The organism is Qipengyuania aquimaris (assembly GCF_020171965.1).
In the GTDB taxonomy this organism is placed as follows: Bacteria; Pseudomonadota; Alphaproteobacteria; order Sphingomonadales; family Sphingomonadaceae; genus Qipengyuania; species Qipengyuania aquimaris_A.
Genome location: NZ_JAIUZK010000001.1, coordinates 703,349 through 721,741, shown reverse-complemented (window position 1 = coordinate 721,741; position 18,393 = coordinate 703,349). Strand labels below are relative to the sequence as shown.

12 protein-coding genes are annotated in these 18,393 nt (G+C 63.8%); 4 read left to right on the top strand and 8 right to left on the bottom strand.

What is annotated here, in order from left to right; all coding sequences use genetic code 11:
* Positions 1–12: 12 nt before the first annotated feature.
* Together ccoN and LCM24_RS03460 are read right to left on the bottom strand one after the other, a co-directional pair.
* Complete coding sequence (gene ccoN / locus LCM24_RS03465) at positions 13–1,659, bottom strand: cytochrome-c oxidase, cbb3-type subunit I (protein ID WP_224802765.1); 1,647 nt, start codon at positions 1,657–1,659, stop codon at positions 13–15.
* A gap of 110 nt (positions 1,660–1,769) precedes the next feature.
* Positions 1,770–2,471 carry a helix-turn-helix domain-containing protein gene (locus LCM24_RS03460; RefSeq protein ID WP_224802764.1) on the bottom strand — a complete coding sequence of 234 codons (702 nt, stop codon included), beginning with the start codon at positions 2,469–2,471 and terminating at the stop codon, positions 1,770–1,772.
* A 143-nt stretch (positions 2,472–2,614) separates the two neighbouring features.
* Between LCM24_RS03460 and LCM24_RS03455 the strand changes: the two genes are divergently transcribed.
* The 4 genes from LCM24_RS03455 (at position 2,615) to LCM24_RS03440 (ending at position 7,649) form a co-directional block, all read left to right on the top strand.
* A complete protein-coding gene (locus LCM24_RS03455) occupies positions 2,615–3,289 on the top strand; it encodes an OmpW/AlkL family protein (protein WP_224802763.1) in 675 nt (224 codons plus the stop codon).
* Between the two features lie 147 nt (positions 3,290–3,436).
* On the top strand, positions 3,437–4,657 hold the full coding sequence (locus LCM24_RS03450) for an MFS transporter (protein ID WP_090481535.1): 1,221 nt from the start codon (positions 3,437–3,439) through the stop codon (positions 4,655–4,657).
* 46 nt (positions 4,658–4,703) lie between these two features.
* Positions 4,704–6,725 (top strand): TonB-dependent receptor, encoded by a 2,022-nt coding sequence (locus LCM24_RS03445; RefSeq protein ID WP_224802762.1) that lies wholly within the window; start codon positions 4,704–4,706, stop codon positions 6,723–6,725.
* Positions 6,726–6,755: 30 nt separating this feature from the next.
* Positions 6,756–7,649 carry an HpcH/HpaI aldolase/citrate lyase family protein gene (locus LCM24_RS03440; protein WP_224802761.1) on the top strand — a complete coding sequence of 298 codons (894 nt, stop codon included), beginning with the start codon at positions 6,756–6,758 and terminating at the stop codon, positions 7,647–7,649.
* On the opposite strand, the gene LCM24_RS03435 is transcribed toward LCM24_RS03440, so the two are convergent.
* The 6 genes from LCM24_RS03435 to LCM24_RS03410 all read right to left on the bottom strand — a co-directional run bounded on the left by LCM24_RS03435 (position 7,646) and on the right by LCM24_RS03410 (position 18,320).
* Complete coding sequence (locus LCM24_RS03435; protein WP_224802760.1) at positions 7,646–8,380, bottom strand: 3'(2'),5'-bisphosphate nucleotidase CysQ; 735 nt, start codon at positions 8,378–8,380, stop codon at positions 7,646–7,648. The two genes, LCM24_RS03440 and LCM24_RS03435, sit on opposite strands and share 4 nt — an antisense overlap.
* A 91-nt stretch (positions 8,381–8,471) precedes the next feature.
* Positions 8,472–9,938, bottom strand: a complete 1,467-nt coding sequence (locus tag LCM24_RS03430; RefSeq protein WP_224802759.1) for a sugar MFS transporter — start codon at positions 9,936–9,938, stop codon at positions 8,472–8,474.
* 102 nt (positions 9,939–10,040) lie between these two features.
* Positions 10,041–12,419: a glycoside hydrolase family 3 protein gene (locus LCM24_RS03425; RefSeq protein WP_224802758.1), complete on the bottom strand. Its 2,379-nt coding sequence runs from the start codon at positions 12,417–12,419 to the stop codon at positions 10,041–10,043.
* 86 nt (positions 12,420–12,505) lie between these two features.
* The gene (locus LCM24_RS03420) at positions 12,506–13,735 is read right to left on the bottom strand and encodes an MFS transporter (protein WP_318247355.1); all 1,230 of its coding nucleotides are present in this window, start codon (positions 13,733–13,735) and stop codon (positions 12,506–12,508) included.
* Entirely contained in the window at positions 13,707–14,756 is a 1,050-nt protein-coding gene (locus LCM24_RS03415; RefSeq protein ID WP_224802757.1) for a LacI family DNA-binding transcriptional regulator, read from the bottom strand. Before LCM24_RS03415 ends, LCM24_RS03420 begins: the two co-directional genes overlap by 29 nt.
* Before the next feature lie 168 nt (positions 14,757–14,924).
* The gene (locus LCM24_RS03410) at positions 14,925–18,320 is read right to left on the bottom strand and encodes a TonB-dependent receptor (RefSeq protein ID WP_224802756.1); all 3,396 of its coding nucleotides are present in this window, start codon (positions 18,318–18,320) and stop codon (positions 14,925–14,927) included.
* Positions 18,321–18,393: the final 73 nt, after the last annotated feature.

The window sequence follows — 18,393 nt, the reverse complement described above, 5'->3', positions numbered from 1 at the left end:
GGCTGTCAGCCCTTATTCGGCCGGAACGGCGCTGGTGGGAGTGTCGACGATCGGACGGTCTTTCTCCGCGTCGTAGGCGGCGTCGCGCATCGGCGCTTCGTCGCGCAGCTTCCCGGCCAGCGTCATCCAGATATTGTAGGTCATCACGAAGGCGCCCGAGAGGTAGAGCAGGCCGCCGAAGGCGCGCAGCACGTACATCGGGAACATCGCGGCGACGCTGTCGGCGAAGGACCAGACGAGATATCCGTCGGGGCCGTATTCGCGCCACATCAGGCCCTGCTGGATCCCGGCGACCCACATGGTGGCAGCGTAGAAAACGATGCCCAAGGTCGCGAGCCAGAAGTGCCAGTTGATCATCCGCAGCGAATACATCCGCTCCCGGCCCCACAGGCGCGGCACGAGGAAGTAGACACAGGCGAAAGTGATCATGCCGTTCCATCCCAGCGCGCCCGAGTGGACGTGGCCGATGGTCCAGTCGGTATAGTGCGACAGGCTGTTCACGCTCTTGATCGAGAGCATCGGCCCTTCGAAGGTGCTCATCCCGTAGAAGGCGAGCGCCATGACCATCATGCGGATGATCGGGTCGGTGCGGATCTTGTCCCATGCCCCGTTGAGGGTCATCAGGCCGTTGATCATGCCGCCCCAGCTTGGCATCCACAGCATGATCGAGAACACCATGCCCAGCGTCTGCGCCCAGTCGGGCAGCGCGGTATAGTGCAAATGGTGCGGACCCGCCCAGATATAGAGGAAGATCAGCGACCAGAAGTGGATGATCGACAGCCGGTAGCTGTAGACCGGGCGTTCGGCCTGCTTCGGCACGAAGTAGTACATCATCGCCAGGAAGCCCGCCGTCAGGAAGAACCCGACCGCATTATGGCCGTACCACCACTGCGTCAGCGCATCCTGAACGCCGGCAAAGGCGCTGTAGCTTTTCGCGCCAAGCAGGCTCACCGGCATGGCGAGGTTGTTGACGATGTGCAGCATCGCAACGGTCACAATGAAGGCGAGATAGAACCAGTTCGCGACGTAGATATGCGGTTCGCGGCGGCGCACGATGGTGCCGACGAAGACGATGAAATAGGCCACCCACACGATGGTCAGCCACAGGTCGACGTACCATTCCGGCTCTGCATATTCGCGCGACTGCGTGACGCCGAGGAGGTAGCCTGTCGCGGCCAGCACGATGAACAGCTGGTAACCCCAGAACACGAAGCGGGCGAGGGCGGGGAAGGCCAGCTGCGCGCGGCAGGTGCGCTGGACGACATAGAAGCTCGTCGCGATCAGGGCATTGCCGCCGAATGCGAAGATCACCGCGCTGGTATGAAGCGGGCGAACCCTGCCGAAATTGAAATAGGGCTCGAAATTGAGCTGCGGGAAGGCCAGCTGCAAGGCGATGAACAGGCCGGCGGCAAGGCCCGCAATGCCCCAGAACATGGTCGCCAGCACGCCCCAGCGAATGGGGTCGTCGTCATATTTCGACGGCGTATCGGGCATCTTGAAGAAGCTGTTGAGCTTGCTCGCGGGGTCGTATCGCGATGCGCTCATCCACATCAGGACGAAGCACACCAGCGCCACGATTACCGCGTGTGCGGCAAAGCCCCCGTCGGCCGCCGTGGCGACGACCACGATCGAGACCAGGAACAGGACAAACCACAGCATTGTGCGGCCTAATGCGGTTTCCGCTTGCATATTACCTCCCGTGCAATCCCTGCGCGCCTAACGTGGCCACCGGGATCCGGCATTGATGTGGATCAAATTTGATGGATTTTTCACGCGGCGACCCTGAGATGGCCTGCGCGGCGATCGAGTTCGTCGACGCGTAGCAGCGTCACTCCGGAGCGGCCCTGCGTCCGGATCAGCCCCTGGTCACGCAGCAGGGTGAACTGGCGGCTGACGGTCTCGATGGTGAGGCCGAGGCTGTCGGCGATATCCCGGCGCGACATCGGCAGGTCCAGCTTCACTTCGGACCCTTCACCGCGCCCGATCCGCTCCGCCATGGAGAGCAGGAAGCTGGACACGCGTTCAAGCGCCGACTTGCGCCCGAGGGTAAGGGTCTTCTCGCGGCTGCGCTGCAGCGACACCGTGCTGCGCTCAAGCAATTGGGTGAGGACCTGCTGGTGCTTTTCGGCAGCCTGCAGGAACTGGGCGTAGGGGAATGTCATGAGGTCGCACTCGACCAGCGCTTCGAGCGTATAGCTGTGCGCGCCATGGGCGGGCAGCGTCAGCAGGTCCCCGGTGAAATGGAAGGCGAGCACCTGCTCGCGATGGTCCGAGGCGTGGGCGACCAGTTTCGTCGCACCGTCGCACAGGAAGACGAGGGTTGGCTCGTCGTCGGGGTAATGCAGCTGCCGGTCCGGTTTCAGGTGGACATGCGAACCGAGCGTGCGGAACAGGCGCACGGTCTCCGGCCCTGTGCGCTTGGGCAGAACGCGGCTTACGAAGCAGTCGAAGGCGTCGGTGCAAGTGTGCATGTACGCCCTATCGCGCGGCGAAAAGCGTATCTCATTGATCCAGATCAAGGAGCGAAATGGAAAGGTGGTGCAGTTGCCTTGCCACGCGATGCAACAACCTGGGCCGCATGGGGTGGCCGCTGCATCGCGCCAAGGAATGCGAAATGAAGAAACTGCTTGCCGGAACCGTCGCGGGGCTCGCGATGCTCGCCATCCCCGCCCAGGCGCAGGCACAGGACGCCAAGGGCGCGATCCAGGTGAAGCTGCTGGGCACGGCCGTGCTTCCCGATGGCAAAATCACCGAGGTGAAAACCGATATCGTCGGACTGCCCGCCGGGACGCAGACCGAGGCCAACGACAATGTCGTGCCGACGCTCGCGATCGAATATTTCGTCTCGCCCAATTTCTCGCTGGAGACGATCTGCTGCATGACGCAGCACGATGTCGACGCCGTCTCGGGCCTGACGGGTGCCGAGCTGGTGTCCGATGCCAAGCTCATCCCGGCGACCGTCACCGCGAAATACCACTTCGACCTCGGCGGTGCGAAGCCCTACGTCGGCGCGGGCGCTACCTATTTCCTCTGGGTGGACGTGGACCCCGGCGAAGCGACCCTGCCGCTGGGTGTGACCAAGACCGATCTGTCGGACGAATTCGGTTTCGTGTTGCAGGCCGGTTTCGATGTTCCGGTCAGTGATAGCGGCCTCGCCTTCAGCGTCGATGCGAAGCGCTATTTCGTCGGCACCACGGCCAGCTGGTACGCAGGCGACACGCTTGCCATCCAGACCGAACACGATCTCGACCCGTGGGTCCTGAGCGCCGGCGTCGCCTACCGCTTCTGACGGGATCGGCCGGCTCTCGCACGCCAGCCGGCCCGCCTTGCGCGGCCTTGCGGGAAGTCCCGCAGGGCCGCGTTTTTTATGCTAGGTCCAAACCTGCGATTCCCGCAGCACCTTGAAGCGTATGCCATGAGTGTTAGGGGCGATTCGATGTTATCCTCGGCCCTTCCGATCCGGTCCCTCTTATTCGCCATCTTCATCCTGATGGCGGGAAGCGGTTTTCTCTCGACCCTCATCGCCATCCGGCTGGAAGAGGCGGGCGCGGCTGCGCTGCTGATCGGTATCGTGGGTACGGGCTATTTCGCAGGGCTCACCTGGGGATCTCTCAAGGTTGAAACGCTGATTGCCCGCATCGGACACATCCGCGCCTTCGCCGCCTTCGTGACCGTCTTTTCGGCCAGCAGCCTGACCTATGCGATCGTCGACTTCCCCTATCTGTGGATCGCGCTGCGGCTGGTGGACGGTTTTGCCATGGCGGGCGTTTTCGTGTGCCTCGAAAGCTGGCTCAACAAGCAGGCCCAGCCGCACAACCGCAGCACGATCCTCGCGGCCTATATGATAGCGCTATATTGCGGGCAGGCCGGCGGCCAGTTCCTCTTGAACCTGGGCGACAATTCGCCGGACCTGCCCTTCATGGTTTCGGCCGTGCTGCTGTCCCTTGCGCTGCTGCCGGTCCTGCTGACCCGGATGGAGCAGCCGCATATCGAACGCACCGTGCCGTTCTCGCTGAAGCGGCTTTATACCGCATCGCCGCTCGGCATCGTCGGCACGCTGACGACCGGCGCCATGCTGGGCGCTTTCTACGCCATGGGTGCGGTTTACGTGCAGCGGATCGGCATGGACCTTTCGCAGGTCGCCTTCTTCACCTTCAGCGTGATCGCGGGCGGCGTGCTGCTGCAATACCCGCTCGGTTTGCTGTCCGACCGGTTCGACCGTCGTAAGGTAATCGTGTGGTGCAGCCTGATTGCGGCGGCGATCTGTGCGGGGCTGGCCCTGCTCGATTTGCCGAACGAGGGGACGATCCTTCTCGGTGCCATGTTCGGCGGCTTTGCCTTCGCGCTCTATCCCCTGTGCGTCGCACACACGAACGATCACCTCGAAGAAGACGAGCGGATCGGGGCGAGCAGCGGCTTGGTGCTGACCTATTCGGCAGGCGCGGTTGCAGGACCGCTGATCGGGTCGACCGCGATGAGCCTTGCCGGACCGGCGGGCCTGTTCTTCGCGATCGGCACGCTGGCGCTGCTCGGCGGTCTGTTCGGCCTCTGGCGGATGGCCGCATCCCCTCCCGTTGCAGCCGACGACCAGCAACCCTTCCAGAGCCTGCCGCGCACATCACCGATGGCCGCGGTGCTCGAATCCGAAGAAGACTGAGGACATTGGCTTGACCGGCTGGCGAGGGTCCCCGAAAGCACCGCCGATGAAAGTGCTCGCTCCAGCTTCTCTCCCGCTATGTGCCGGACTATTCGTGGCGGCAGCCGCTGCCGCATCGCCCGCAATCGCACAGGATGCCGAGGAACCGGTGATCGTCGTCACCGGCGAAGGCCTGGAGGAAACGCCTGCCAGCCCCGCCTACGACACACAGACCATCGAGCGCGAACAGATCGTCTCGGCGCCCTCGGGTCGGATAGAGGACGTGCTGTCCTCGGTCGCGGGGTTCCAGCAATTCCGCCGGTCCGACAGCCGGTCCTCCAATCCCAGCGCACAGGGCGCGACCTTGCGTGCCCTCGGCGGCAATGCGACCAGCCGCGCGCTGGTGCTGCTCGACGGCGTGCCGATGGCCGACCCCTTTTTCGGCTTTATCCCTTTCACCGCGATTGCACCTGAGCGCCTAAGCGAAATCAGGGTGACGCGCGGGGGCGGTGCGGGTTCGTTCGGCGCAGGAGCGCTGGCCGGAACTATCGAATTGGTGAGCGCCGGTGCTGCCGATCTCGACGGGTTCGGCGGCCAGGTCCTCGTCAACGATCGCGGCGGTACGGAAAGCGCGCTGCACGCATCTTCGCAATTGTCCGACGGGTTTGGTGTGATCTCGGCGCGATGGGACCGGGGGCCGGGCTTCTTCACCACGCCGGAGGCGGACCGGGTCGATGCCAGCGCCAAATCGGCTTACGACAGCTGGTCCACTCAGCTTCGCGGAGTTATTCCCGTGGGCGAGGATGCGGAGCTGCAGGTGCGCGGGCTAGTCTATGACGACCGCCGCACCTTGCGCTTCGATGGAGCGGACAGTTCCAGTTCCGGCCAGGATGCCAGCATTCGCCTCGTCGGGCGCGGCGACTGGCAATATGAAGCGCTCGCATACGTGCAGGCGCGCAATTTCACCAATACGGTCATCAGCTCGACGCGATTCGTGCCGGTCCTCGACCAGCGCAACACCCCCTCGATGGGGCTCGGCGGCAAGCTGGAAGTGCGTCCCCCGGTCCAGGACGACCAGGTGCTGCGGCTGGGGGTGGATTACCGCCGCTCCGAGGGCGAGTTGTTCGAAACGGCCATCAGCGCTTTCAGCGGCGCGGTGCGCGAACGCCGCAATGCGGGCGGGACCAATACCGATCTCGGCTTCTTCGTGGAGCATGAATGGCTGCTCGGCCCAATCACGCTGACGGGCGGCGCGCGGGTGGACCGCTATGCGATTTCGGAAGGCTTCTACGAGGCGCGCGATGCTTCGGGCAATATTATCCGCTTGGACCGCTTCGAAGATCGCTCCGGATGGCAGGATTCCTATCGCGGCGGGGTGTTGTTCAGGGCTTCCGATGCCTTGCGCTTGCGAGCAGCGGCCTACACCGGCCTGCGCCTGCCTACGCTGAACGAGCTTTACCGGCCCTTCGTCGTCTTCCCGGTCACGACCAATGCCAACGCTTCCCTGCGGAACGAGCGGCTGGAAGGCGTCGAGGCAGGGTTCGACCTGACCCCGGCAGAGGGCGTGGAACTGTCGGCAACGGTTTTCGACAACAAGGTCGAAGGGGCAATCGCGAATGTCACTCTCGATGCCACCACCCGCCAGCGCCAGAATATCGACGAGATCAGGGCGCGCGGGGTGGAGGTTTCCGCTGGCCTGTCCCTCGACACGCTGCGCTTCGATCTCTCGCTCGCCTATACCGATGCCGAGGCACGCGATGCAGGCGCCGCTTTCGACGGTAACCGGCCTGCACAAACGCCGCGCTGGGCGGGCGGAGCGACGCTTAGCTGGCGGCCCGCGACGGACTGGCTGCTGGCAGCATCCCTGCGCCACACCGGCGACCAGTTCGAGGACGATCTCGAGACCGACCTCCTGCCCGCCACGACCACCTTCGGGGTTTACGCGCAGGTGCCCGTGACCAGGAGCCTTGCCGTGGTGCTGCGCGGCGAAAACCTGTTCGACGAGGAAATCGTGACCCGAAACCAGGGCGGCTCCATCGACCTCGGTGTGCCGCGGACCGTCTGGGCCGGCATCAAGCTGGACCTGTAGAATGCAGAATGTGACGAGAGGTTTGCCCAAGTGACTACCCAGCCATCGCTTCCCAATCGCTTTCGTTCCTGGCTCTTCGCGCCCGGCGATAGCGAGCGCAAGATGACCAAGGCGGCAGAGGGCGAGGCGGACATCGTCATCTTCGACATCGAGGACGCTGTTGCCGAAGACGCAAAGCCTGCCGCGCGCGAGGCCATTCGCGCCTTCCTGCTGGCGCGCAGCGAAGAGGAGCGGACGCGTCTGTGGGTGCGGGTCAACCCGCTCGACGGACCGCACACGGCAGACGACATCGCCGCAATCCTGCCCGGCAGGCCGGGCGGGATCATGCTGCCAAAATCGCGCGGGCGGCACGATGTGGAGGCGCTCGATGCGCTGATGACGCCGCTGGAAATGGAGCTCGGGATCGAACCGGGCTCGACCCCGGTAATCGCGCTGGTGACCGAAGTCGCCGCCGCCATGTTCACGACCGGCGATTATGCGGGTGCCCCGCGGCTCGCGGCGATGACCTGGGGGGCAGAGGACCTCGCCGATTCCATCGGTGCCATGTCGAACCTTGGCGAAGACGGGGCCTATACCTTCACCTATGAACTGGCGCGCAGCCTGACGTTGCTCGGCGCTGCGGCGGCCGGTATCCCGGCTATCGAGACCATCGACGGCGATTTCCGCAACCTCGAAGGCCTCAAGGACCGCGCGCAGAAAGTGCGCCGCGACGGCTATCGCGGGATGCTGGCGATCCACCCGGCGCAGGTCCCGGTCATCAACGAGGCATTCTCGCCCAGCGCCGAGGAAATCGCCGAGGCACGCGAAATCGTGGCGCTGTTCGACGCGAACCCGGGGGCAGGGACCATCGGCCATAACGGCAAGATGCTGGATCGCCCGCACCTCTCCCGCGCGCGCCAGCTGCTGGCGCAGGTCGAAGGCTAGGCCGTAAGCTTCGCCACTTCGGCAAGCACGGTTTCGGCATATTCCGAGCGGCAGATCAGCAGGTCCGGCATGTAGGTGTCGGCCTGGTTGTAGACGAGCGGACTGCCGTCGATCCGGCTGGCGTGTAGGCCATGGGCGAGGGCAACCGCTACGGGCGCGGCGCTATCCCATTCGTACTGGCCGCCGGTGTGGAGATAGATTTCCGCTTCGCCGCGCACCACGGCCATGGCCTTGGCTCCGGCAGACCCCATCGGCACAAGCTCCGCGCCAAGCGCTTCGGCGACAGCCATCGCCTCAGCTGCGGGGCGCGTGCGGCTAACGACCATGCGGGGCTTTGCGGCCATTTCGGGCAGTTCGCCCGGTTTGCCCGTGCAGAGCACCTTGCCGAGGCCGGGCAGGGCGACTGCACCCACTTCAGGCCTGCCATCCACGCACAGCGCGACGTGGACCGCCCAGTCGCTACGCTCCTCTCCGTATTCGCGGGTGCCGTCCACCGGGTCCACGATCCACACGCGCTCTTTGGACAGCCGTTCGCTGGTGTCCCTGCTCTCTTCGGACAGGAGACCGTCGTCGGGGCGCTGGTGACGCAGGGCGTGGCACAGGAACTGGTTCGCGGTTTCGTCGCCGGCATTGCCCAGCGCCTTGCCTTCGAACATGCCGCTCGCGCGCACTTCCAGCAGGATCTTGCCTGCGCATTCGGCGAGGTGGGCTGCCAGTTCGGCGTCGGTCATGCAAAATCCCGTCAGTGAAAACCAGTTCGGGGGCCGCATGGCAGACCGAAGCCTCCATGCGAACCCCCGAAAGTGCCGGTCATTGCCGGTATCAGGCTACGGCAGGCCTTCTTGCGAAGATGCCATAACAAGCAATTACGGCGTAACACACGATCGGAATGATCATCGCCAGTGCCAGATTGCCGCCGGTTGCGTCGGCGACAACGCCGTAGAGCAAGGGAACCACCGCGCCGCCGAAGATTGCGACGTTGATGATGCCCGACCCATCAGCCGCGCGCGGACCGAGCTTTTCGCAGGCCAGCGAGAAGATGGTCGGGAACATGATCGAGTTCATCAGGCCGACTGCCAGCAGAGAGAAACCTGCCAGTTCCCCAGTGCTGTTCGTAGAAAGGAGGATCAGCAAGATCGCCATCGTCGCGTTGAAGGCGAGAATCTTGCCCGGCGAAAAAATGCGCAGGAAATAGCTGCCGATGAAACGGCCCACCATCGCGCCGCCCCAGTAGAGCCCGATCATCCATTCGACTTCATTTGATTCGAAACCGAAAAGGCCATTGAGGAAAGAAGTGACCGGGCCGCCATTGGCCATTACGCTCTCTTGGGTGAGGTAGTTGATAACGACTGAGCCAATCGCGACTTCGCCGCCGACATAGAGGAAAATGCATAGCGCGCCGAAACCGAAGCGCGTGCGCTTAATCAGATCGTTGTCGTACAGCCAGACTGCGGGCGCGAGGCAGATGAGCGCCAAGCCGACCAGAGGGCTGAACTGCAGGGCGATCACCCCGCCGATTGCGGCAATCGCGAGGCCCATTCCGTAACGCTTGTTGGTCACGAATGCGGAATCGCCCATGATTTTCGGATCGTGCGGCAAGCGGTTGCGAAACGACCACACTGCCAGAGCCACGATACCGATCAGGCCGGCAACGCCCAGATAGCCCTTCCAGATCGCTTCGCTTTCGGCTTGGCGATACTCGACCAGCGCTTGGCCGGACAGTTGATCGGCCGTCACCGTGGCAAGGCTGCCGAGGATCACGATCGTACCCACGATCGGGAAAACCGTCGTGCCGAGTGAATTGAATGCCTGCGCGAAGGTCAGGCGACTGTGGGCAGTCGATGGCGGCCCAAGCAGGCTGATCAGCGGATTCGCGACGACCTGCACGATGACCACGCCGCTGGCCAGCACGAAAAGCGCGAGCAGGAAGATACCGTATGTCGCAGTCTGACTAGCAGGAATGAAGAGAAGGCAGCCGACCATCATGGTCACGAGGCCCGCTACCGCCCCGCGCATATAGCCCAGCTTCTTGACCAGTTTCGCTCCGGGTATGCCGATTATGAAATAGGCCATGAAGAAGCAGAACTGCACCAACATCGCTTCGGTCCAGCTGAGCGTGAAAAGCTCTTTCAGCTTCGGAATGATGACGTCGTTGAGCGACGTGATCCCGCCAAAAATGAAGAACAGTCCGAAAACGAAGTAGTTCAAGCCCGGCGCATGTACCGGCGCGCGGTCATCCTCGATCGGATTTGGATCGGTGCTTGACGCAACGTCAGGTGCCAAAGCCATTCAATTTTCTCCCCTATGATCGCCGGTCAAACGCCGTGCGACCCGTTATCCCTATCGGTGTGCCAGCACTGAGCCGCCACGCAAAGCAAATACGAATGCCCGTCAGAACGAGCAGTCGGTCCCCTCTGCAAATTCTTCGCGCACGATCGATCCGATATTGATCGTGAAATCGCCTTCGGAACCCAGTGCCAGCGTCGGGCCGAGATCCGTCGCGCAGGCCGAAGTGATGATCATCTCGCGATAACCCTTGCCTGCCGCGACAGACAGTTGCTGCGTGATGTCGAGCGGTTCGCCCGAGCCGACCTTGACATAGAAAGGCGCGAGCGGCCGGTTTTCGACTTCGTAGACGATGCGATAGCCATAGCCATCGTCGCCGTCCCCCTGGACCAGCTCGAGGATGGAGCCTGCGCTGAACGTAAGCTCGCGCGCATCTTCCTGAGCAGTGCGGTCGATCCCGCGGGCGGTGATGCCGCCTGCCGAGCCGCGCAGGTTGTCGAGCTTGCCGGTTGCCGTGTTGGCGAGCACGCCGTCGGCCAGGCGGCCGCTGACATACCAGTCCTTGGCGGCGCCCTGTTCGAGCGGGGCGCAGGTTTCGTCGAGGGTCGGCAATGCGCTGGTGTCTGCCAGCGTGCGGCCATAACCCACGGTGAACAGCGCCCCGTCGGGCCCGTTGAGCGGACCGAAATCGCACGTGGCGGGCCAGCTGAAACCGAGCTTGCCGGTCGCGGGCATTGCGCCGGTGAGCACGTCGGCAATGCCTGCACCTTCGCCGCCCGGAAGCCAGGATGCCACGAAGGCATCGGCGATGTTGAGTTCGCGGTTCATCCACATGGGACGCCCCGAAAGGAAGACGGCCACGGTCGGCACGCCTTCGGCCTTGAACTTGCGCAGCAGTTCGAGCCCTTCGGTGTCCGGGAAGCCGAGGTGCTTCCGGTCGCCCGCGAATTCCGCATAGGGTTCTTCGCCGAACACCACGACTGCAACGTCGGGCTTGGCCGTGTAGCTACCGTCCTGCGACAGCGTGGCGCTACCGCCGCTCGCTTCGACGGCGCTTTCGAGACCCGACCAGATCGAGGTCGCGCCCGGGAAATTCGCGTTGGTCAGGTCGCCGCCGCCCTGCCAGGTCAGCGTCCAGCCACCCGAAGCCTGCGCGATGCTGTCGGCAGCGCTACCGGCGACGAGGACATTAGCCCCTTCCTTCAGGGGGAGGACTCCGTTGTTGGTCAGGATAACCTGCGACTTGGCGACCGCTTCGCGCGCGATGGCGCGGTGTTCGGCAGAGCCCAGCAGCGCATAATTGCCTGCGTTCGGACGGTCGGAAGGCTTCACGAACTCGTCCAGCAGCCCTGCGCGCATCTTCATGCGGAGCACCCGGCCCACGGCTTCGTCGAGGCGCGCCATCGGGATCGTGCCGTCTTCGACCTGTGCGACCAGCGTTTCGAGCAAGCCCTTCCAGTCGTCGGGGACCATGTAGATGTCGAGACCGGCAAGCAGCGACTGCGGGCAATCGGTGTTGGTGCAGCCCTTGACCTGTCCGTGGCCGTTCCAGTCGCCGACCACCAGGCCGTCGAAGCCCAGTTCGCCGCGCAGGAAATCGGTCAGCAGCGCTTCGTTGCCGTGCATCTTTCGACCGTTGACCGAGTTGAAGCTGGCCATGATCGTTTCGACACCGGCGTCGATCGTTGCCGGATAGGGATAGGCGTGCAGCGCCTTCAGATCCTCGATGTCGCCGTTCACTTCGCCCTGGTCGACACCCTGGTCGGTCCCGCCATCGCCGAAGAAGTGCTTGGCGGTGGCAATGACGTGGCCAGCGCCCAGACGGTCGGGATCGCCCTTGGCGCCCTGCAGGCCCTCTACCAGCGCTGCGCCGAGCGGGGCGACGATCTTCGGATCTTCGGAATAGCTTTCGTAGGTACGGCCCCAGCGGTCGTCGCGCGCGACGGCCACGGTGGGCGAGAAGTTCCAGTCGATGCCGGTGACTTCGATCTCGACGGCCGTAGCATGGCCGATCCGGCGCAGCAGGTCGGCATCGCGGGTCGCGCCAAGGCCGATATTGTGCGGGAAGATCGTGGCCTGGACGACATTGGTGTGGCCGTGGACGGCGTCCGTGCCCCAGATGGTCGGGATGATCGGTTCGCCGTTTTCTTGCGGCTGGACCGAGGCAAGATACATCTCGTCGGCATAGCGAAGCCATTCGGAAGCCGGGGCGAATTCATCGCCATAAGGGCCGCCGTTGCCACCATTGAGATAGCTGCCGAAACGATAGCGACGCATGTCTTCGGGCGTGAAGGAGTTGATCTGCGGCTGGATCAGCTGCGCGACCTTGCGTTCAAGGCTCATGCGCGAAAGCAGGTCGGCGACACGGGCGTCTTCGGACACCTCGGCGACTGCCACTGGGGTGGTTTCGACCTCTGCCGGGATTGCCGAACAGCCGGCCAGGGCAAGGGCCGCCGCCGATGCCGTCCAAAACGCCTTCTTCATTGTGTCCCTCCGCGTCCTCTTTTAATTGAGAACGTTATCAATTGTGAGAAGTGACACGACTGAAAAGGAAAATCAAGCCATCAGATTCAACGCCTGGCTGTGAGGAGGAGCACGGTCGCGAGGGCTGCCAGTCCTGCCAGAAGCAGGAACAGCGCATCGAAGCCGAACAGGGGCACAAGCGCCAGCGTCAGCCACGGCATGATGAGGCTGGGCACGGTGTTCGTCAGGTTGAAGATGCCGAGGTCGCGGCCGCGTGTCGCGGGCTTGGGCAGGAACCGCAGGGTCTGGCTGGAATGGAGCGCCAGGAACACGCTGGTGGCCAGGCCGAAAACAACATAGCCGAAAATCGCGCTCGCCAGCGTGTCGGCGAGCCCCATGATGACCAAACCTGCCGCGCCTACCCCCGATCCGATTGCCAGCGGCAGGAGGGGCCTGTCGTTGCGGTCGGACCAGCGCCCGGCAAGCATCGCCAGGGGTATCGACAGGCCCAGCACGAGGGTGAAGACCGTTGCGGTCCGGTTGTCGCCGAAATCGGCGTCGATCGTTGCGAACCATACTAGCAGATAGGCGAACAGCGCGGCCTCGGCGATCTGGACGAGCAGGCGCGCGAGCCACATCCGGGCTACCGTGCTCCGCGGCTGCCTGCGCGCCGCCGCCGCGTCGCTTTCGCTCGCTGCTGGTGCAGCGGTGAGATGCGGCATGGCGACCGGCTTTCCGAAGAGGATGACCGGCAGCACGCATAGCGCCACGATCGCTGCGACCAGGCTCAGGCGCGCATCGGCATCCGCTACACCGGGGATTGTGACAAGCGCGCCGGATAGCGCGCCCAGCGCAGGGGCGAAGGCGAGCAGGCCGCCAAGCTTGCCTTTCTGTTCATCAGGCACGCAGTCGCCCGCCCAGGCGGCAAGGGGGGCGAGCATCATGTTGAGGCCGATCTGCCAGACCACGATGAGGCCGAGCAGCTCGGCCGCGCTGTCCGTCCTGCGCACGCCGACAAGCAAAACCGATGAAAGCGTAAGCCCGGCCAGGATCCATCCGCGGCGATTGCGCGTGATATCGCTGAGCCAGCCGAATGCGATGTTCGAAATGCTCGCCGAAATGGCCCCGGCGAACGCAATGTAGGCCAGGGCGCCGATCGTATCAGTCGCCTCCAGCTCGCCCACCCGCACCGGGAGAAGCAGGGTCAGGAAGGGCACATAGGCGACGGCACCGCCTGCCGCTGCCAGCGCGTAAAGCCACAGGAAGCGGCTGGTCTGCCGGTGACGGGTGTCGCCTGGTTCCATCCGGTCAGGCGGGAGCAGGGCCGGTCGATCCACGAACGACCAATTCGCCCTTCACGCGGACCGGCTCGGTCGGGAGCTGGCCCTTCTTGGCGTCGATCAGCAATTCGACCGCCCGCGATGCCGTTGCGGCAATCGGCTGGTCGACCGCGGTAAGGGGCGGCTGCGTAAACCGCACGATCGGCGAATTGTCGAAGCTGATGACCGAAAGGTCTTCGGGAATCCGCAGGTCCATTTCCCTTGCCACTTGCATGGTGGCGAAGGTCATCTGGTCGCTGCTGGCGATGATCGCCGTAGGGCGCTCGGGCCGGGAAAGCAGCTTTCGTGCCGCCTCGATCCCGCTGTCGAACCCGAAGTCACCGCGTTCGCACAGGCCATCGGTCGGAAGCTTCGCTGCGAACATGGCTTCCTTCCACCCGGCGATGCGCCAGTCGGAAAGACTGAATTCGGACGGGCCGGCGATGAAGCCGATCCTTTCGTGGCCGAGGTCGAGCAGGTGCTCCGTCGCGATCCGCGCGTTGTGCGTATCGCCCATGGTCATGGGGATGCCCGGACCCGGATCGGTCGAGCCGATCCGCGCAAACGGTATGCCGCGTTCGGCGAGAAGGCCGGTGATCAGCGGATTGCCGGAGTGCGGCGGGGTCAGGATGACGCCATCGGGCTGCAGGGCCGCGATGGCCGCGCCCAGTTCGCGCTCGACATGGTCGTTATGTGTATCGACCAGCTCGATCAGCATGCGGTAGCCGTGCTCGGCACAGGTCAACATGCCGCCCAGCAGCATCTGGTCGACCCAGTCGCGGCCTTCGCGCGCACGCCAGTCGGCGATGGTAAGGTCGCGGTCGTTGATCGCGAGAATGAGGTAGGAGCGCGAGCCGCTCATCCGCTGGGCCGCGATGGAGGGGACATAGCCGAGCTTGTCGATGCTCGACTGTACCCGCTCCTTCATGGCCGGCCGGACATTGGGCTCGTTATTGATGACGCGGCTGACGGTCTGGAGCGAAACCCCAGCATCTGCTGCCACGTGCTTGATGGTCACGGCCTGACGGCGCCTGCCCATAACGAAACCCCCGAATGGTCAATTGGATATCGACCGGTCCACAGCCAACCTAATCCTGGCGGTCAGGATTTGGAATGGTCCGGTTGCGTTTTTCAATAGAGGAAAGACAAACGGGCCCCGGTTTCGCAACCGGGGCCCGTGGTGTTTTCCTGCCTTCAACCCCGGTACTTAGAAATTGAACCGGGCGAGGAAGGTGTAACGGCGGTCGTTACGGAACGCGTTGCTGATGAAGCGCGTGCCATCGTAGTCGACCACGGTCGAGAGCTTGGTCACTTCGTCGAGCAGGTTCACGCCCTGCACGCCGATCTTCAGGTTCTCGTTGACCGTGTAGAAGATCGATGCGTCCAGCTGGCCGCCCGCTTCCTGGAAGGTCGGCGAGAACGGGAAGAGATCGTCTCGCGGCGTAACCAGGAATTCGCTGCGCCAGTTGTAGGCGGCACGGGCCGAGAACGGTCCCTTCTCGTAGAAGATCACACCGTTGATTGTGTGTTCGGAGAAACCACGCAGCGGCAGCTGTGCCTGGAACGGACCGACGTTCTGCGGCGAGGCACCGTCGGCGACCGAGGGGTTGCCGATGTCCGACAGGGTCGGGTTCGTGAAGTCGCCGGCATCGATGTAGGTGTAGGAAGCCTGCACCCCGAAGCCGTCAAGCGGACCCGGCAGGAAGTCGAACTTGTGCTGGTAAGCCAGTTCGAAGCCCTTGAGCGTGCCGTCGTAATCATTGGCAGGGCCAGTGATGATGACGTCAGCCGTCGTGCCGCTTTCCGCGGTATAGGTCTGCAGACCCGTACCCTGGTCGATCAGGCCGGTGATATCCTTGATGAAGAAGGCCGCCGTAAGCGAGCCGACTTCGGCAAAGTACCATTCCGCCGAGACGTCGTAGTTCCACGATTCGACCGGGCGAACGCCGCGGTTACCCGTGGTGATCGAGAGCAGCGGACCGCTGTCGACACGGCCGCTGAAGCCGAACACGCCGCCCGCACTGAAGTTGTTCAGGTCGGGACGGACGATCCCCTTCGAGACCGCGCCGCGAAGGACGAAGCCGGTGCCGGTGTCGAGCCTGATGTTGAAGCTCGGCAGCCAGTGGTCGAAGGTGATGTCGCGGTTGTCGCGGATGACTTCGCCAGTGAACAGCGAGGCGTATTCGGCCAGGCGTGCACCTTCCAGATCGCAATAGAGGATCTGCGGACCGAATGCGGACCCCGTGTCGGGATCGATCGGCGCGTCCGGCGGCAGGACCGGGCAGGAGCCGGAGATTTCGTCCGGCTGGACGATACCGTCGCCGTTGCCGCCGTTCGCGACCGCATCGAATTGCGCCGGATCGGGGAATGCGACCAGCGCATCGGTACGAACGAGCGTGTCCGCATAGCGAAGGCCGATGTTACCACCGATCGACCAGCCATTGTCGAAGTCCATGCCGTAATCGACACGGGCATAGGCAGCGGTGGTCGTTTCGGCGACGTCGGAGATTTCGGACGGGCAGAACGGGTCGCACTGGACGACGCGGCCGTCGAGCAGCGTGCGCTCGCGGCCGTTCACGCCGAGGTTAAAGCGTTCCGGCGTCTGCGAGAAGGTCGTGATTTCGTCCCACTGGCCGTCGATCACGCCATCGAGGTAATCCTGCAGGAAGTCGTCGCCGCCGTAGAACCAAGCTTCGCCGCCCGGGATCGGGGTCGCGACTTCGCCGCGCTGGAAACCGTCCGCGAAGGGCGAACGCAGCTGCGAGTAGTTCGGGAATTCATCCGTGAACGCACCGCCGGCGATCGCGAATTCCTGTCCGTCGAGGCCGGTATAGAAACGACCCGGGGTGAAGCCGGGCTGGCCCCAATCGTAGGAGATCGTGCCAGCGCCGCCCGGATTACAGCCCGGACCTTCGCCCCACGGCGCACAGCCGCCACGGCCGGCCCACGGAGCCGACAAATTGCCCCAGGTGCTAAAGTTGGTGTTGCGCGTCGTCCGCTCACGAGCAGCCCAGCGAGCACCGAAGCGGGCCTTCTTGAAGAAGCCGTCGTCGCTGATGTCGTATTCGAAATCGCCACGCAGGCTGAACATGTCGGCATCGTTGTCTTCACGGCTGTCGAGACCGAACCAGTAATAGGTGTAGAAGCCCGAGCTGAAGTAGTCTGCCGGTGCGCCAAGCGGAGCGATGAACTGGACGTTCGGCGTTTCGCCGGAAAGGTCCAGATCGATGTCGGCCCAGGTGCTCATCGCGCCGAAAACGGAATCGCGGGTCAGGTCCGACTTGATGTACTGCGCTTCGAAGTTACCGCGGAAACGATCCGAGAAGATCGTGTCGATATCGAACGAGATATCCTGAGTGACGCTCTTGGTGTCACGCAGGAAGCGCAGGCTGTCCATCGGGATGCCGCCGAGGCCGAAGGGCGTTGCATAGGCATCGCCGACATTGTCGGTGAGGATGCCGCTGACGAACTTGCCGTCTTCGAACTGCCAGTTGCTGTCCGACCGCGGTTCGGGCGAGGAGACGCCATCGTCCATGCGGCCGATCAGGGCGAATTCCTCGGTCGAGAAAGTCGTTTCCGAACGCAGGTATTCCAGCGTCATAAGGAGGCCGCCGTCGAGCGTTTCGAACTGGGCGACACCCGAGATCGCTTCGCGGTCGCGGTCGAGGTCGGTGGTGCGAACGCCGGCGTACTGCGGCACCAGGACGGAGCCGGAGGGCGGGAATTCATTGGGCTGGTAGTTCGGTTCGTCACCGAAACCGCCGGAATTGAGGTCGAATACGCGCTGGCATCCGCCGCTCAGGTCGGCCGGACGGTAGCAGGGATCGATCGCCTGCGAGGAGTCCGTGCGGCTCTTGAGCTTCGAGTTCGAGTAGCTCAACTGGACGCCGAACGTGCCGTGCGCGCTGTCGAACGTGTCCGAAACCAGCAGGTTGTAGGTCGGCGACCACTTTTCACGCAGGTCGCCATAGTTCGCTTCGATCGAGCCGGCGACATTGAGGCCGGGGTTGTCGAGCGGCTTGCGCGTGACGAGGTTGACGAGGCCCGAGATCTGGCCCTCGATCATGTCTGCGGTAACGTTCTTGAAGACTTCGACGCGGCCGACGAGTTCGGGCGATACGTCTTCGAAGCTCAGGCTGCGGCCACCGGTCGCGGAGAAGATGTCACGACCGTTGAGTTCCGAACGGCCGAAATTGTCGGGCAGGCCGCGGATGATGACGCCGGTGCCTTCGACGGAGAAGCGGGTCGGGTCGGAGGTTTTCTCGAAGCGGCCAATGTTGACGCCGGGGACGCGCTGCAGCGCTTCTGCGACCGAACGGTCGGCCAGTGCGCCGATGTCTTCTGCGGTGATGACGTCGACGACGGTGTCGGCGCGTTCCTTGAAGTCCTGCGCGCTGCGCAGCGAAGCAGCGATACCGGTAACGATGATGACGTTATCCTGGTCGAGCTCTTCCGGAGTGCCGCCGGCACTTTCTTCGGTGAGATCTTCATCCGCATCCTGTGCGAAGGCGGGCTGCGCGGCGACGAGCGCAAGGCTCGACGCGGTCGTCAGTGCGGCAATCCGGCGCCCGAACGTGGCGCCACCTGTTTTGGTGCGAGACATGTATCCTCCCTGGTCCCAAGCGATATGTCAGGACGAATCCTGCATTCATTCTGTCATATATCGCCACTTGTTA

Bases quoted from the DNA above. Each gene is read 5' to 3' on its own strand.
- ccoN (WP_224802765.1), bottom strand. From the start codon at position 1,659: ATGCTGTGGTTTGTCCTGTTCCTGGTCTCGATCGTGGTCGTCGCCACG.
- LCM24_RS03460 (WP_224802764.1), bottom strand. From the start codon at position 2,471: ATGCACACTTGCACCGACGCCTTCGACTGCTTCGTAAGCCGCGTTCTG.
- LCM24_RS03455 (WP_224802763.1), top strand. From the start codon at position 2,615: ATGAAGAAACTGCTTGCCGGAACCGTCGCGGGGCTCGCGATGCTCGCC.
- LCM24_RS03450 (WP_090481535.1), top strand. From the start codon at position 3,437: ATGTTATCCTCGGCCCTTCCGATCCGGTCCCTCTTATTCGCCATCTTC.
- LCM24_RS03445 (WP_224802762.1), top strand. From the start codon at position 4,704: ATGAAAGTGCTCGCTCCAGCTTCTCTCCCGCTATGTGCCGGACTATTC.
- LCM24_RS03435 (WP_224802760.1), bottom strand. From the start codon at position 8,380: ATGACCGACGCCGAACTGGCAGCCCACCTCGCCGAATGCGCAGGCAAG.
- LCM24_RS03430 (WP_224802759.1), bottom strand. From the start codon at position 9,938: ATGGCTTTGGCACCTGACGTTGCGTCAAGCACCGATCCAAATCCGATC.
- LCM24_RS03425 (WP_224802758.1), bottom strand. From the start codon at position 12,419: ATGAAGAAGGCGTTTTGGACGGCATCGGCGGCGGCCCTTGCCCTGGCC.
- LCM24_RS03415 (WP_224802757.1), bottom strand. From the start codon at position 14,756: ATGGGCAGGCGCCGTCAGGCCGTGACCATCAAGCACGTGGCAGCAGAT.
- LCM24_RS03410 (WP_224802756.1), bottom strand. From the start codon at position 18,320: ATGTCTCGCACCAAAACAGGTGGCGCCACGTTCGGGCGCCGGATTGCC.